The organism is Paraglaciecola sp., assembly GCF_030730205.1.
In the GTDB taxonomy this organism is placed as follows: domain Bacteria; phylum Pseudomonadota; class Gammaproteobacteria; order Enterobacterales; family Alteromonadaceae; genus Paraglaciecola.
On sequence record NZ_JANQVQ010000029.1, the window covers coordinates 45,401 to 60,571 of the forward strand.

Annotated in this window: 10 protein-coding genes; 7 read left to right on the forward strand and 3 right to left on the reverse strand. The window is 42.4% G+C overall.

Translation table 11 applies throughout. The features are described from left to right. Positions 1-9 precede the first annotated feature (9 nt). The 3 genes from NWQ57_RS02850 to NWQ57_RS02860 all read left to right on the forward strand — a co-directional run bounded on the left by NWQ57_RS02850 (position 10) and on the right by NWQ57_RS02860 (position 3,995). The gene (locus NWQ57_RS02850) at positions 10-465 is read left to right on the forward strand and encodes a thioesterase family protein (protein ID WP_306020502.1); all 456 of its coding nucleotides are present in this window, start codon (positions 10-12) and stop codon (positions 463-465) included. 317 nt (positions 466-782) lie between these two features. Continuing rightward, positions 783-2,297, forward strand: coding sequence for an MFS transporter (locus NWQ57_RS02855; protein ID WP_306020503.1), 1,515 nt, complete (start codon positions 783-785; stop codon positions 2,295-2,297). Between the two features lie 9 nt (positions 2,298-2,306). Then, the gene (locus NWQ57_RS02860; protein WP_306020505.1) at positions 2,307-3,995 is read left to right on the forward strand and encodes an alpha-amylase family glycosyl hydrolase; all 1,689 of its coding nucleotides are present in this window, start codon (positions 2,307-2,309) and stop codon (positions 3,993-3,995) included. A gap of 18 nt (positions 3,996-4,013) precedes the next feature. On the opposite strand, the gene NWQ57_RS02865 is transcribed toward NWQ57_RS02860, so the two are convergent. Then, the gene (locus tag NWQ57_RS02865) at positions 4,014-5,048 is read right to left on the reverse strand and encodes a LacI family DNA-binding transcriptional regulator (RefSeq protein ID WP_306020507.1); all 1,035 of its coding nucleotides are present in this window, start codon (positions 5,046-5,048) and stop codon (positions 4,014-4,016) included. Between the two features lie 275 nt (positions 5,049-5,323). Between NWQ57_RS02865 and glnS the strand changes: the two genes are divergently transcribed. Beyond that, on the forward strand, positions 5,324-6,991 hold the full coding sequence (glnS, locus tag NWQ57_RS02870) for a glutamine--tRNA ligase (RefSeq protein WP_306020509.1): 1,668 nt from the start codon (positions 5,324-5,326) through the stop codon (positions 6,989-6,991). A gap of 74 nt (positions 6,992-7,065) precedes the next feature. On the opposite strand, the gene NWQ57_RS02875 is transcribed toward glnS, so the two are convergent. Next, positions 7,066-7,806, reverse strand: a complete 741-nt coding sequence (locus tag NWQ57_RS02875) for a YciK family oxidoreductase (RefSeq protein ID WP_306020510.1) — start codon at positions 7,804-7,806, stop codon at positions 7,066-7,068. 260 nt (positions 7,807-8,066) lie between these two features. On the opposite strand from NWQ57_RS02875, the gene NWQ57_RS02880 reads away from it, so the two are divergent. Both NWQ57_RS02880 and sohB read left to right on the forward strand, forming a co-directional pair. Beyond that, on the forward strand, positions 8,067-10,652 hold the full coding sequence (locus tag NWQ57_RS02880; RefSeq protein ID WP_306020511.1) for a VolA/Pla-1 family phospholipase: 2,586 nt from the start codon (positions 8,067-8,069) through the stop codon (positions 10,650-10,652). A gap of 100 nt (positions 10,653-10,752) precedes the next feature. Then, entirely contained in the window at positions 10,753-11,775 is a 1,023-nt protein-coding gene (gene sohB, locus NWQ57_RS02885; RefSeq protein WP_306020512.1) for a protease SohB, read from the forward strand. Between the two features lie 242 nt (positions 11,776-12,017). Here sohB and NWQ57_RS02890 read toward each other — a convergent pair whose 3' ends face one another. After that, a complete protein-coding gene (locus NWQ57_RS02890; RefSeq protein WP_306020513.1) occupies positions 12,018-13,190 on the reverse strand; it encodes a GAF domain-containing sensor histidine kinase in 1,173 nt (390 codons plus the stop codon). 407 nt (positions 13,191-13,597) lie between these two features. Between NWQ57_RS02890 and thiI the strand changes: the two genes are divergently transcribed. Further along, entirely contained in the window at positions 13,598-15,052 is a 1,455-nt protein-coding gene (gene thiI, locus NWQ57_RS02895; protein ID WP_306020515.1) for a tRNA uracil 4-sulfurtransferase ThiI, read from the forward strand. Positions 15,053-15,171: the final 119 nt, after the last annotated feature.

The following is a 15,171-nucleotide window of genomic DNA, read 5'->3' on the forward strand; positions in this document are numbered from 1 at the left end:
AAGGTCGCTTTGGACCAACAAGCAGAATTTAGTTTATTGATCCGTGTACGCTATGGTGAGTGTGATGCACAGCAAGTGGTATTCAATGCTCGCTATGGTGATTATGTCGATTTGGCGATTACCGAATATATGCGGTACAAAATCGGTGGGTTTCAAAAACTATTAGAACAAGGGCTAGATAATCAAGTGGTTAATCTTACAATCGATTTTCGCTCGTCTGCGGTTTTCGATGATGTGCTTGAATTGCGAGTCATTCCCATCAAATTTGGTCATACTTCTTATCGTTATTCTGTCACGATACGCCAGTTTGCTACTTTACAAACTGTAGTAGAAGCACAGGTAACTTATGTATTGGTTGACGCAAAAACCTTTCAAAAAACACCGCTAACACCTTGGTTAATTGAGCAACTAAGTCGTGAAACCGCACCAATACAGGTTAATCAAGCAGGCATTGACCTCACTTAATTCACTTAAAGAATGCTCCTGCAAGTGGCTCGATGCTCCCCGTGTTGGACACGGGCTTTTTTAAACGTTCGCGGTTTATAAACAGGGTCAAATCGTTAACATAATCTGAGTAATTTAACTGAATACGTATGCAAAATGTTGTTGAAATACTGTCATAACGGGTAGTCTAGCGGCTATTTGCTGTTACCGAATATTAACAATACGTTTACGTTGCTGATACTCAGCGCTCATTCATTGCTATTATCACAGTTAACACCTACTTTTCAGCGCCTGATAAAGGCGTATTCACCTAGATTTCAATAATCAGAGAAATATAAATGAATAAGTCACAACCCACATTGAATTTTTGGCAAATTTGGAACATGTGTTTTGGTTTTATGGGTATTCAGTTTGGCTTTGCATTGCAAAACGCTAACGTCAGTCGAATTTTTGAAACCCTTGGCGCTGACTACAACAATATGGCTGTACTGTGGGTAGCGGCACCTATTACTGGGTTAATTATCCAGCCCATCATAGGTTACTTCAGTGATAAAACGTGGAACCGCTTGGGCCGTCGCCGTCCTTATTTCTTGTTTGGTGCCATTGCTGCAAGTTTAGCGTTGTTTATTATGCCTAACTCTCCGGCGTTGTGGGTTGCGGCCGGTATGTTATGGATAATGGACGCGTCGATTAATGTTTCAATGGAGCCTTTTCGGGCTTTTGTTGGTGATATGTTGCCTAAAAAGCAGCGTCCACTGGGTTATGCAATGCAAAGCTTTTTCATTGGGGTAGGAGCGGTAGTAGCGTCGTCTTTACCGTGGATGATGACAAATTGGTTTGATGTGTCCAATGTGGCGCAAGCTGGCCTTATTCCAGACTCAGTGAAATACTCATTTTATGCCGGTGGCACCATATTTTTTCTGTGTGTTGCTTGGACGGTGTATTCAACAAAAGAGTATTCACCAGAAGAATTGGCTGAATTTGAGCAGGCAGAAGTTGACAAGGGTCTTGGTGCACAAGTGGTAGAAAATATTCGCTCGCCAGCCAGTTACCTCAAGGGCGGAGCGATATTTACTCTCCTTGGTCTTATTTTAGCGCTAGTTATTGCCGTTAATATTGAGCGTCTCGATAAAAATTTGTATATCGCTGCGGGCATGTTAGTCGCTTTTGGTGTGTGTCAGTTGCTGGCAGGATGGTTTGCTAATAGGCAATCGACCGCTAACGGTTTTTCAGAAGTCATGAATGATTTGTTTGCAATGCCAGTTGCCATGCGTCAGCTTGCCGTGGTGCAATTTTTTTCGTGGTTTGCTTTTTTCGCAATGTGGATTTACATGACATCCGGTGTTGCTTCGTTTCATTTTGGTAGTAAAGACCCAAGTTCTTTAGCCTATAATGAGGGCGCTGACTGGGTGGGAGTGCTTTACGCCGTTTATAACGGTACCTCTATTTTTGCAGCGATTTTAATTCCTATCATTGTAAAATTAACTAACTTACGTTTCGCCCATCTGATTAACCTTGGGTTAGGCGGTCTGGGCTTTATTTCTTTTCTGATTATTCGCGATCCTAATTGGTTAGTGCTCTCCATGGTTGGCGTCGGTTTTGCTTGGGCCTCAGTGTTGTCGGTTCCTTATGCGTTATTATCGAATGCCTTACCCATTAAAAAGCTCGGCGTTTATATGGGTATCTTCAACTTTTTTATCGTTATCCCACAAATACTAGCAGCCAGCATACTGGGTTTTTTAGTCACTAAAGTATTTAACAATGAGCCTATTTATGCCCTGGTTGTCGGTGGTTGCAGTATGTTGATTGCTGGTTTGATGACATTACGTGTACAAGTGCCAACTGAAGGTTAAGGAAAAATGATGCAGCAAAGACACACAAAAAAATTAGCACTGGCCATTTCATTGGTATTAAGTGCCTGTACAACGACTACGCGAACGAGCACTACGCTGGCACCTCAGGAGTTTTATGGTTCAAGTCAGCCATTTACCAAAGAAGCCGTGTATTTTGTGATGACTGATCGATTTGTTGACGGTGATCCAAGTAACAATCACCCGCAACAGGGTGGTAAATATCCTACTTTTGGTTTGCCCTTAAGCAACGAGAGTGGCGACACCGCCTATGTGGGTTACATGGGCGGGGATTTACAAGGTGTGTTAAATAATGCTGCCTACATCAAAGATATGGGGTTTACCGCTGTGTGGTTAACACCAATTTTAGATAACCCTGATGAAGCTTTTAGTGGTGGTGAACCAATCACGTTTGGTGGTGCATTTAAAGATGGTGGTAAAACCGGTTATCACGGTTATTGGGCCAATAACTTTTATCAGATGGACGAGCATTTAGGCTCGCCTGGCTTGGACTACAAAGCCTATACTCAACAAATGCGTGAAAAATTTGGTTTAAAATCCGTATTAGACATAGTTGCTAATCACGGCACGCCTTCCTTTGATATGCCTGAGGATCAAGCAAAATTTGGCGAATTGTATGATAGGGATGGCAAATTGGTGGCGGACCATCAAAATCTGCCCCCAGAGGCACTTGACCCAGCTAAGCCCTTGCATGACTTTTTTCACAAGTTTCCTGATATTCTGCAATTATCAAACTTAGATGAAAGTAATGCCCAAGTCCAAGACTATCTGATTAACTCATATCTATATTGGATAGAGCAGGGCGCAGATGCATTTAGAATAGACACGATTCGTCATGTACCACATGCATTTTGGCGACTGATGTCCGATAGGATCAGAGCAAAATACCCTAACTTTTATATGTTTGGTGAAAGTTTTAATTACGATGCAAATTTTATTGCTCAGCATACTTTGGCTAAAAATGGAGCAATTAGTGTATTGGATTTTCCGCAACAAAAAGCCATTGTGTCAGTGTTTGAAAATCCAGACAGCGATTTTGCAGAGTTAGAAAAAGTCCTGTATTTAACCCATGGTCCCTACGAAAACCCTTATGAATTAACCACGTTTTATGACAATCATGACATGCCTCGGATGAATGCCTCCGATGAGGGTTTCATTGATGCGAATAATTGGTTGTTCACGAGTCGCGGTATTCCAGTGGTGTACCAAGGCTCTGAGCTTGGCTTTATGCGCGGTAAAGCGGAGCATCAAGGTAATCGTAACTACCTTGGTCAAGCTAATATTGAATTGGCCAAACAGCACCCGATTCATCATGCCTTAAGCCGTGTCGCCAACTTGCGTAAAAACATACCTGCGTTACAAAACGGTTTACAGGTCAATATTGAGCTTGCGGGTAACAAAGCGGCATTCTACCGCGTCTTGGTAAAAGAGGGGGTTTCACAAGTTGCCTTAGTGATGTTGAATAAAGGCGACACCGCTGCGGAATTTAGCGTCAATAAGGCCTTGCAGCAGGGTGTTTGGTATCGCCAATCATCAGATGAACAACGTAATATCAGTGACCGCCAAGACACCTTAAACAGCAGTGTCGGGCCTCATGATGTGCAAGTATGGCTATATAAGGGTGAGGTGACGCAAGAAGCATTACTCACAGAGTTAAGTGCGCTAATGCGTTATAAGTAGGAAAAGTGGCGCGCAGATTTAACTCTGCGCTACATGGCCACAAGAATGACGAATAACCAAGTCCACTGGCATTAAATATTGTTCGACTCTACTGCCGTTAATCAATTGTATTAGGCTTTCAACCAATATTTCTCCGGCTAATTTAGTGTTTTGCTGCACGGTGGTCAAAGCGGGGTTGGCGAAACTTGAGATAGGAATATTGTCGTAACCTGCCACCGCAACTTGCTGGGGAATGCTTATATTGTTATCGCGCAATGCCCTCATTGCGCCCATCGCAATTAAATCACTGGCACAAACTAGGGCATCAAAAGGTAAACCTGCTGCCAGTAAACTGCATGTTGCTTGATAGCCAGAGTCTTCGGTGGATATTGCTTCAATTTGCATAACGGGGTTATGCACCAAGCCAGCTTCTTGTAAGGCTTGACTAAAACCAATATAGCGGTCCATAAATTCAGGGCAGTGTTTGTCGGCACCACCGATAAAAGCAAAGGTTGTACGGCCTTGATTAATCATGTGCTGGGTGATGTCAAAACCACCTTGAATATTATTGCTGCCTATTGAGACACCTGGATGATCAACATCATGCGCTCCCCAGCGAACAAAATGTGTTTGCTGCTCTTCTAATTTGGCCAGTTTGTCACGGTAATCCACATAATCACCGTAGCCCAACAGAATAATGCCATCCGCTTTGTTCGAGTCTTCGTATTCGGCGTGCCAGTCGTCATTTAGATTTTGAAATGAGACAAGTAAGTCATAACCCGCTTTTGCGCTGGCTTTGGTAATACTGCCCAACATCGATAAGAAAAACGGATTGATAAGCGAATCGTCAGACGTAGGATCTTCAAACAACAACAACGCCAACGTACCGCTTTGTTGCCGTCGTAAGTTACTGGCGTTTTTGTCTACTTTATAATTTAACTCGGCTGCAATAGCTTGGACTTTTTCGCGAGTTTCTTTATTCACCAAAGGGCTATTTCTTAGGGCTCTGGAAACTGTCGACTGTGATACACCGGCTAAGTGGGCAATATCAAAAGATGTTGCTTTATCTCTCATAACTACGTCTTTATTCCCTGAAACGCTATTTGCGTTATTTGACTGTGACGACTCGAACTTGACTTTTATACACCAGCTTATGATTTTGTTCCTTAATATTCTGCAAAAACATAAAAAAGAAAACAGCGATGCTGGAAAATTAAGCAAAAATCGTAGGATGGCGCTTAAAGATACGATCAGCGTACTTAGGCCCTGAAAAACCCTTATGCACTCACTTCAACCTGTTATAATATGCGGCTCGTATTTTACCAATCATTGCTAAGAGGATATTCTTAATGGCCGAGACTGACAGTCGTCCGACCAACTTCATTCGTCAAATTATTGATAACGATCTTAAAAGTGGCTTGCATAACGTTGTTCAAACGCGCTTTCCACCTGAGCCAAATGGTTATTTACACATTGGCCATGCAAAATCAATTTGTTTGAATTTTGGCATAGCTCAAGACTACGCAGGTTATTGTAATCTTCGCTTTGACGACACCAATCCTGAAAAAGAAGACATCGATTATGTGAATGCCATTCAGCAGGATGTGAGTTGGTTGGGGTTCAAATGGCACGGTAAAGTCAGGTATTCATCTGATTATTTTGAGCAGTTGTATGGTTTTGCTCTTGAATTAATCAACAAAGGTTTGGCTTATGTTGACTTTTCAACGCCAGAAGAAGTAAGACAGCTGCGCGGCACGCTAAAGGCGCCTGGACAAAACAGCGCTTACCGAGATGCCTCTGTAGCAGATAACTTAGCGCATTTTGAAAAAATGAAACAGGGAGAATATCAAGAGGGCCAATGTTTGTTGCGCGCTAAAATTGATATGGCTTCACCGTTTATGTGTATGCGTGATCCAGCGTTATACCGTGTTAAGTTTGCCCATCATCACCAAACCGGTGATGCTTGGTGTATCTATCCTATGTATGACTTTACGCATTGTATCTCTGATGCAATTGAGGGGATTACACACTCATTATGTACATTAGAGTTTCAAGATAATCGTCGTTTATACGATTGGGTATTGAGTAATATCACCATTGATACAGTGCCTCATCAATACGAGTTTTCTCGTTTAAATCTTGAATACACTGTGCTCAGTAAACGTAAGCTTATTCAACTAGTTGAAGAAAAACATGTGGCGGGTTGGGATGACCCCCGAATGCCTACTATTGCTGGTTTACGTCGACGAGGTTTTACACCGAACGCGATTGTTGAGTTTTGCAAACGTATTGGTGTGACTAAAATGGATAATTTGGTTGAAATGTCTATGTTAGACGCCTGTATACGTGAAGAATTAAACGAACATGCACCACGGGCGATGGCTGTGCTTGACCCTGTAAAGCTCGTTATTGAAAATTATCCAAGTGATACTAGCGAAACCTTGGTGGCACAGAATCATCCTAATGATGAATCGATGGGGACGCGTCAATTACCCTTTACCCGCGAGATTTATATCGAAGCGGAAGATTTTCGCGAAGAAGCCAATAAGAAATTTAAACGTTTAGTGTTAGGCAAAGAAGTGCGTTTACGCAATGCCTATGTGATCAAAGCCGAGCGCGTTGAAAAAGACGAACAAGGCAATGTAATTTGCATTTACTGCACTTATGATGAACAAACCCTAGGTAAGGATCCAGCCGATGGCCGTAAGGTTAAAGGGGTTATTCATTGGGTTTCAGCCACTCATGGCCTAAAAGCACAAGTTAATTTGTATGACAGATTATTTAGTGTGCCCAATCCAGCTGGGGAAGACGATTTTTTAGCGGCCTTGAATCCAGAATCCTTATTAGTGAAACAGGCTATTGTTGAACCTAGTTTGCAAAATGCTGAGGTGGGTCACTCATTACAGTTCGAACGCATGGGGTACTTTACTTTGGATAAAAGTAGCACCACTGACCAGTTGGTGTTTAACCGCACTGTTGGATTACGTGATTCTTGGGCAAAGGCAGATCAAGAGTAAGGCACAGGGTAAAGACAAAAAAAGCAGACACGTAGTCTGCTTTTTTTATGCCTGAAACGTCAAAAAGTGGGCAATCAAGCTTGTGCGTGCATGGTCTCTCCGCGCTCTGCTGAGCTATTGGCATCCATCAAATACAAGTAGTAAGGCATAAGATCCGCAGGGGTTTTAAGTAAACTCGCATCTTCGGCAGGAAAAGCAGATGCACGCATTGCCGTTTTGGTGCCGCCGGGATTTAAGCAATTGAAACGAATTGACGAGTTCTCATATTCATCAGCCAATACCTCCATCATACCTTGCGTGGCAAATTTTGATACAGCATAAGCCCCCCAATAGGCCTTACCTTTGATACCAACACCTGAGGTGGTAAAAATAACCGAAGCTGCGGGCGCTTTTTTTAACAGTGGTAACAGAGCTTGTGTTAAATAAAACTGGCTATTTACATTTACTTGCATAATAGATTGCCATTCTTCCACTGGAATTTGAACAAAGGGACCGAGGTTACCCAGTTTAGCCGCGTTATGCAGTAAACCATCGAGTTTGCCAAACTGATGTTCAATGGAACCTGCTAAACCCGCGTAGTGATTAGGAGTTGCACCCTGTAAATCAAGTGGCACGATAGCGGGCTCTTTACCGCCTTCGCTGATAATTTGATCATAAACCTGTTCTAATTTTTTGACGGTTTTACCAAGTAAAATAACGGTTGCACCATAGCGAGCATACTGTAGGGCCGCTTCTTTGCCGATGCCGTCACCAGCGCCTGTGACTAAAATAACCTTGTCTCTTAAATATTGTGTTTGAGGTGTGTAATTGAGCATGGAGTAACTTAATTGTTAGTGATGGCAGGATAATATCATTGATAAATGAACTTTTGCACTTTTAGGCAATTTCTCATTTATTGGCAGATTTGGCTTACAAAATATTAACAAAGCTTTGCAAAAAGCAAATAAAGTCAATAAGATTGCAACAAGTTTAACTGGTCTAACTTGTTGCTTGCACGGATAAACCCTTCGTACAAAATCAATAAAAGAAACGGCCAAATTAACAGACAACAATCATCGGATAACGTGGAAACCTTATGAAAAAATTATTACTCGCTATGAGTATTTCAGCTGTTTTGGGACTAAGTAGTTGTGGTGGAGACACCGTTGAAGAAATGAAAAGTGCAAGCAGCACCGACCGAGCTGCTTCAAGAATTGTATTTGATCCCAGCGCCGGAGTATTGCCGGTTCCTAGCGATCTGCTTTTTGCATTAGCAGCACAAACTCAAGATGGCACCCTAGAAGTACCAGATGAGGTTGCAGCAAAAGCGGGGGGCATGGCTCCTGACTTTGGCAGCCCATCGGTAGCCTTAGGTGCGCAAGACGGTTGGTCTACACAGCAAGCATTCAGTATTTCAACTTCTCATCCTGCTGGTATTTCTCTTGACGCCGCTTCGGTGTCAACCCCAGGTTCAGTGCGCTTATTTAAAGGGGCAATTGGCGGAGCATTAAACGATGCTGATTGTTTAACCGCGTCACCTTTAACGGGCTGTAAGATTTACGAAGAGCTTACCTTTGGGGTCGATTTTGCCGCTCAAGCTGTCGGCGACGATATTGCGATTATTCCACTTAAAGCATTTGAAGGTTCAACGTCATATTACGTGGTCCTAACCGATGGTTTGAAGGCCAGCGATGGTCAGTCACTAAAAGCATCTACCTCTTATGAGTCGGTGAGTTTACCTATTACTACACAACCTCTATCTAGCGATTCTCAACTGGCGCTGCAAGGTTTAGTGAATTCCTATGAGTCAGTGGTTGTGAGTCAAGGTGGGGTAGACGCTGATTCCATCATTTTCACTTCTACCTTTACTACGCAAACCACTGATACCATTTTTAATACCATGAAAGGCATTCAAATTGCAGGTTTTGCAGGTGCTTTGGCACAGGGCGTAAGCCCACAAGTGGCCGCGCAGTATTTACCTTCTATTACTGTAGCCGAACAGCAAAACGCTACTGCCTTTGATGTGCTTGCTGGTGCTTTATTAAGCGCAGATCAAATTGCTGGTTTGGAACAATACGGCTTGAAAAGTTGTAGTGCCTTGGCAGCGACCTTAGCAACGCCCACTTCACCATTATTTTCAACAGCAGTAAGTACCTTCGCACAAGTAGGGCCATTTTGTGCGTCTCAAGTCAGTTCTGGTAGTATTGATTTACCTTACTACTTAAGTACTACTGCGCCCCTGAGTGATTTTTGGCATGCAGCATGTACCAATGGTTTAGCGCTGCAAGGTATTGGTGCAGACAATATTCCTAGTTTGATTGCCAATGGCACCTTACCTGTGGGCAGCAACAATGCCCTGTGTCAGGCCGCATCTAATGGTCAGTTGTTAGATTTAGATGTATCGGCACTGGGAATAAGTGATGAGCGTCACGTTACCCGTTACAGCCCAATTGTAAAACCACAGGGCAGAAACACCAACGGTACTGAAACCTTGCAGGTACAAATTACCGTACCTGATGAAGCCGTTGTGGCGGCATTAGCCGGTTTGAGTGGGTCTGTTACAGCGATTTCTAAGCCAGAAGCCGGTTGGCCTGTGGTGATTTTAACCCACGGTATTACCTCTAAAAAAGAAGATATGTTGATCTTATCTGGCGCGCTATCACTGGCCGGTTTTGCCACAGTGGCGATTGATAATCCCTTACATGGTAGCCGCGGTTTTACCTTGGAAGATGGCACTATTGTTAACGCTTCTGGTGGTTTTGGTGGCAGCACTACAGATTATTTCAACTTAAGTAGTTTGTTAACCGCCCGAGATAACACCAGGCAAGGTATCGCCGATGTTCTTGGCTTACGTTTAGGTTTACATGCACTTGCTGATGCAAGTGGGAGTATTGATATTGACGCCTCTAATGTCTATTTAGCCGGACAATCTCTTGGTTCGATTATCGGTAGCACGGCAGTAACTGTGGCCAATACCAGCTTGAGTGAAGTCAATCCGGCGTTAGCTGCTTTTGATGGGATGTTCAAGTTTAATGCTGTTGCGTTAAATGTTCCTGGCGGTGGTGTGGCAAATTTCCTTATGCAATCAGCCTCCTTTGGTAATTTAGTGAAGGGCTCGTTGTTTGCAGCATCTTCCACTGAGTTTCAACAATTTTTAGCTGCCTTTGCACAGGAAAATAGTTTGCCGCTACAAAGCGCGATTTCGCCTGCTTACGCAGCATTTTCTGCAGGCTTTAGCGCAGAGCAAAGTGCTGCAGCTAATGCCTTGTTTTCTCAATTTACCTTTGCTGCTCAAACGCTATTAGATTCGAGCGACCCAAATACCTATGCAGCACAACTAGCTGCAACTGAAACGCCGGTATACATGGCTGAGGTAGTTGGTGGTGGTACAAATGATGATGGCTCAACAGCACTTTCAGATCGCGTTATTCCTAATTTTGTTGCTCCACTAGCCGGTACTGAGGCTCTTGCTTCGCTTATTGGATTAGAAGGAGTGGTGTCGACTACACCAGGGAATGGCATTGTTCGTTTTACCAGTGGCGAGCATAGCTCATTGTTGAATCCCGCGCTCAGCATGGCGACAACTCGTGAAATGCAAGCTCAAATTGCTAAGTTTTTTGCGACTGACCTAATGGGACAAGCCACTATTGTTGTGTCAGATACCAGTGTTGTAGCGAACTAAGTTAGAAAAAGTTGATTTAACAAAGCCAAGTCTTAGACTTGGCTTTTTTTTTAGTTATTCATCCCCATAAAGTGTGAAACGAAATTAGGAGAGTACCAATTTGGAATTTTTATATGAATACGGCTTATTTACCGCTAAGGCGATTACCATTGTTGTGGCCTTACTATTAGCAATTGGAGGAATTATCAGTTTAGCCTCTAAGCAAAAGTCAGGGAAAGGACACCTCGAAATTACCTCCTTATCAGAAAAACTTGAAGACGTCGCCGATTATTCTCGCAGTATGCTACTCACCAAAGAGCAGTTAAAAAAGCATAATAAAGAACAGAAAAAAGCAGAAAAACAACAAAAGAAGAGTGCCGAAGACCAAGTAAGCAGCCATTTGTTTGTTATCGACTTTAAAGGCTCAATGGATGCCCATGAAGTAGAATATCTACGAGAAGAAATTACTGCCATTTTGACGATTGCCAAACCAGAAGATGAGGTGCTGGTACGCCTAGAAAGTGGCGGCGGAGTAGTGCACGGTTATGGACTTGCCGCATCTCAACTGCAACGATTATGCGATAAAAAGATCAAACTCACGGTTGCAGTTGATAAGGTCGCTGCCAGTGGCGGTTACATGATGGCGTGTGTTGCGGATAGAGTACTCGCTGCAAAATTTGCCATAATTGGCTCGATTGGGGTCATTGCTCAATTGCCTAATTTTAATAAATTATTGAAAAAAAGTAATATCGAGTGGGAGCAACACACCGCGGGAGAATTTAAACGCACATTAACCATGTTTGGTGAAAACAATGAGCAAGGTCGCGAAAAATTCAAAGAAGAACTAGAAGAAGTTCATCAAATGTTCAAAGGCTTTGTACAAGAGCATCGTCCTGAATTAGACATAAGTAAAGTGGCTACCGGTGAATACTGGTATGGTAGTAGAGCCTTAGAACTAGGTTTGGTTGATGAAATTCAAACTTCAGACGATTATTTATTACGTGCCAATGAGCAACGTAAAATCTATAGCGTTAAATATTCCATGAAAAAGAATATCGCTGAACGTCTAGGTTTTGCCGCCAGTACCGCGATTGAGTCGGTGCTTGTGAAATTATGGTCAATGCAGAACAACTTGTTTAAATAAGCCGTAGCGCACTATTCGCGCAAGCTCATCGTTGATTAGTGCTTAGCGTTAGGCAAATTGCTGCAAGGTAGTTTGCCTTTTTTATTGATGCCTAATTTCAGATGATGTTGAACTTGAGAAGCCCATGTCTTATGTGTTTTTACATTCGCCTTATGAGCTCAGATATTGAGACAATTACTGCGGCTAAACTGTTAAGCACTCTCTAACATTTTTATTTGCGGCGCAGTGATAACACTGAAGGCTCAAAGGCTTGCTTGGAAGGTAAAAACAGTTCTGCTCTCATTTGAACTTACCGTCAGCGATCCGTTATGGGACAAGGTTATTTGAGAGGCTATGAACAAACCTAAACCCAAACCGCCGGTTTTCTTGTTACTTTCATTGCGCCAAAAAGGCTGAAAAAGCTTATCAACTGTCTCTGGGCTGATAGGAGAGCCCCCGTTACTGACACTTAATGAGAAAACGCCCTCAATGATGGTTGATGTTACCTCGATGATTTGTGCCGGGTCGCCATGCACGATGGCGTTAATTAAAAGATTAGACAACAATTGGGCGATTCGCTCAGGATCACAATTAAGCAATCCCTCAACATTAATGCTCGTTTGAATGGTCTGTTGTGGATGCAAAGCTGCGAGTTCAGCGACAGTGTGGGATAAAATATTTTGTAAATTGTTAACCGGCTTTACTTGCAATTCGATGCCATTGCCCATTTTTCCGTGGGTCAAATCCATCACATCACTAATCAAACGTTTCATTCTATTTGCACTATTGTCCATGCGAGCGAGAATTTTTTGCGAGGTATCATCTTTTACCTGTTCCATCAGAAAATTCACGCCCATGGTAAGAGCAGATAAAGGCGTTCTTAAATCGTGACCCAGAATGGCGATGTATTGTTCTCGTAATTTGGCGGCCGTCTTCTCATTAAATAAATCAGACTCAACCGTACTGAGTTTTTCGTCAGCTTCAATCTGTCTCGAAATCAATTCTGCAAAAGACTTAATTTGTTGTTTGATCTCAGTGGTTTTTAATTTTGCTGGTAGCGGATCTAGACCGCAGAGGGTGCCGAAAAAATGGCCATTTTTACTGAATATAGGGAAGGAAAAGTAGCTTTCAAATCCATACATGCTTGGGATCGTACTACTGTTATAATACTCGTCATTCTGCGCGTGCTCTATAATGATTGGCGTACTCGACTGTCTAACCTGGTTACAAAAAGTAGTCTGTATCTCCAGCTCATCACCTGGTTGTAGATTAAAATTAACCCTATCTAATACTGCACAGGTGGTCCAGTTGTCGTGAGTTACTCTAGCGATACAGATAAATCGTAGACCTGTCGCGTCTGCTAACATTTTCATGATGAAAGGAACAGCCTCGATAGACTGGATAGTACGGATATCTTTTTCGATTAAGGCGTTCATTAACTACTCTTTATTTTGCGCTTGTCCATCTTCATTTTTTACAGAGCTCATATTTTGTCATTCATTTGACATATGGGCTTTGCGCTTATTATCGTATTGAGTTAAATCAAAAAGTGATGCGGCTAGCCTAAACTTTTAACATTACCTGCGTTTGTTTTCAATGACATTCATATGGCTGTGCTTTCAAATCATATAATAGACGGCCAAATGCCTTCATAAGATAGGGGCGCAGTATACTATTTTCACGGCGATGGTGTTCATCTTTTGCCGTGATAAGCGGCAAACTACTCTAGGTAAATACCGCGTTTAACCTGCATTGCAATATGGCTGCCTAAGGTTATAATCCGCGCCTTTTGACAAAACCTCAATGAATTAGGTTTTCCTGCACCATAAAGAGCTGCTCCATCATGAAGTTTATAATCAAACTACACCCTGAGATTTTAATTAAGAGTAAGGCCGTGCGTAAACGTTTTACCCGCTTGCTGGAAGGGAATATTCGTTTGGTGTTTAAACGTAATGAGCTGTCGGTGGAAGTACGTCATTCGTGGGATAAGCTGGTGTTGTTGGTTAATCCTAAAGCCATTGAACGATTAGATGAAGTGATCGCATTGCTGCAACGTATTCCTGGTATCGATCAAATATTAGATGTACAAGAGAGTCAATTTACTGATCTTGAAGATATTTATCAGCAAGTGAAAGGCATCTGGCAGGATAAATTGGCTGGCTTACGTTTTGCGGTAAAAGTAAAACGCCGTGGTCAACATAATTTTAGCTCGCTTGAAGCAGCCGCCTACATCGGTGGAAGGCTAAAAGAGCATTGTGCAAGCAGTCAAATTAAACTAAAAAATCCAGATATCACTATTGATCTCGATATTACTGACAACACCTTAATTTTTAATCATCAACGCATTAAATGCCTTGGTGGTATGCCTTTGCCGAGTCAGGAAGATGTTTTGTCCTTGATCTCTGGAGGTTTTGACTCTGGGGTCGCCAGCTATCAATTAATTCGTCGTGGTGCCCGTACTCATTTTTGTTTTTTTAATTTAGGGGGCAGGGAGCACGAAATTGGTGTAAAGCAGGTCAGTTATTATTTATGGCAACGTTATAGTGAGTCACACAAGGTCAAATTTGTGATGCTGGACTTTTCAAAGGTGGTTAACGAGATTGTTGAAAAGGTTGACAATAATCAAATGGGCGTTGTGCTTAAACGTATGATGGTGCGCGCAGCATCAATGGTGGCAGATAAACTTAATATCAATGCCTTGGTTACGGGTGAATGTATAGGGCAAGTTGCCAGTCAAACCATCAGTAATTTGCAAATTATCGACCAAGCCACAGACAAACTCATTATTCGCCCCTTAGTGTGCATGGATAAAAGTGACATTATCAATATCGCACGTCAGATTGGCACTGAGGATTTTGCCAGAGTCATGCCAGAATATTGCGGAGTAGTTTCTCGTAAACCCACGGTTAAAGCACTGTTATCTACTATCGTAAATGAAGAGGCTAAAATTGATGGTAATTTACTAAAGCTCGCCGTTGAAGAAGCAAACTTTAACGATATTCGTAGCATACTAGACGAAACCCAACAGCTTATTAAAACCGTCAACAACACACAGACACTACCTGATGGTGCGGTAGTCATTGATATTCGCTCTTTTGACGAACAAGAAGCTAAGCCTTTGGTCTTGAAAAACAATGAAGTAAAACATATTCCGTTTTTTAAATTGGCTAATCAGTTACGTGTATTAGACGCGAAAACTGAGTATTTTTTATATTGCGAAAAAGGTGTAATGAGCCAGCTACAGGCCTTGCTCTTGCTGGAGCAGGGCCATAGCAATGTGCAAGTATATAAGCCCTGATTCATCGATTTTTTTATTAATTGCCCGATAACCCATCAAAAATCGATACGCTCTCTTTCTTTCGACTTTGCTTGGTATAGCGCTTTATCGGCTTTTATTAGCATACCTGACATCTACTC

Coding starts and splice junctions, on each gene's coding strand:
- NWQ57_RS02875 (WP_306020510.1), bottom strand. CDS start 7,806: ATGCTCAATTACACACCTCAAACACAATATTTAAGAGACAAGGTTATT.
- glnS (WP_306020509.1), top strand. CDS start 5,324: ATGGCCGAGACTGACAGTCGTCCGACCAACTTCATTCGTCAAATTATT.
- NWQ57_RS02890 (WP_306020513.1), bottom strand. CDS start 13,190: ATGAACGCCTTAATCGAAAAAGATATCCGTACTATCCAGTCTATCGAG.
- NWQ57_RS02855 (WP_306020503.1), top strand. CDS start 783: ATGAATAAGTCACAACCCACATTGAATTTTTGGCAAATTTGGAACATG.
- NWQ57_RS02865 (WP_306020507.1), bottom strand. CDS start 5,048: ATGAGAGATAAAGCAACATCTTTTGATATTGCCCACTTAGCCGGTGTA.
- NWQ57_RS02880 (WP_306020511.1), top strand. CDS start 8,067: ATGAAAAAATTATTACTCGCTATGAGTATTTCAGCTGTTTTGGGACTA.
- NWQ57_RS02860 (WP_306020505.1), top strand. CDS start 2,307: ATGCAGCAAAGACACACAAAAAAATTAGCACTGGCCATTTCATTGGTA.
- thiI (WP_306020515.1), top strand. CDS start 13,598: ATGAAGTTTATAATCAAACTACACCCTGAGATTTTAATTAAGAGTAAG.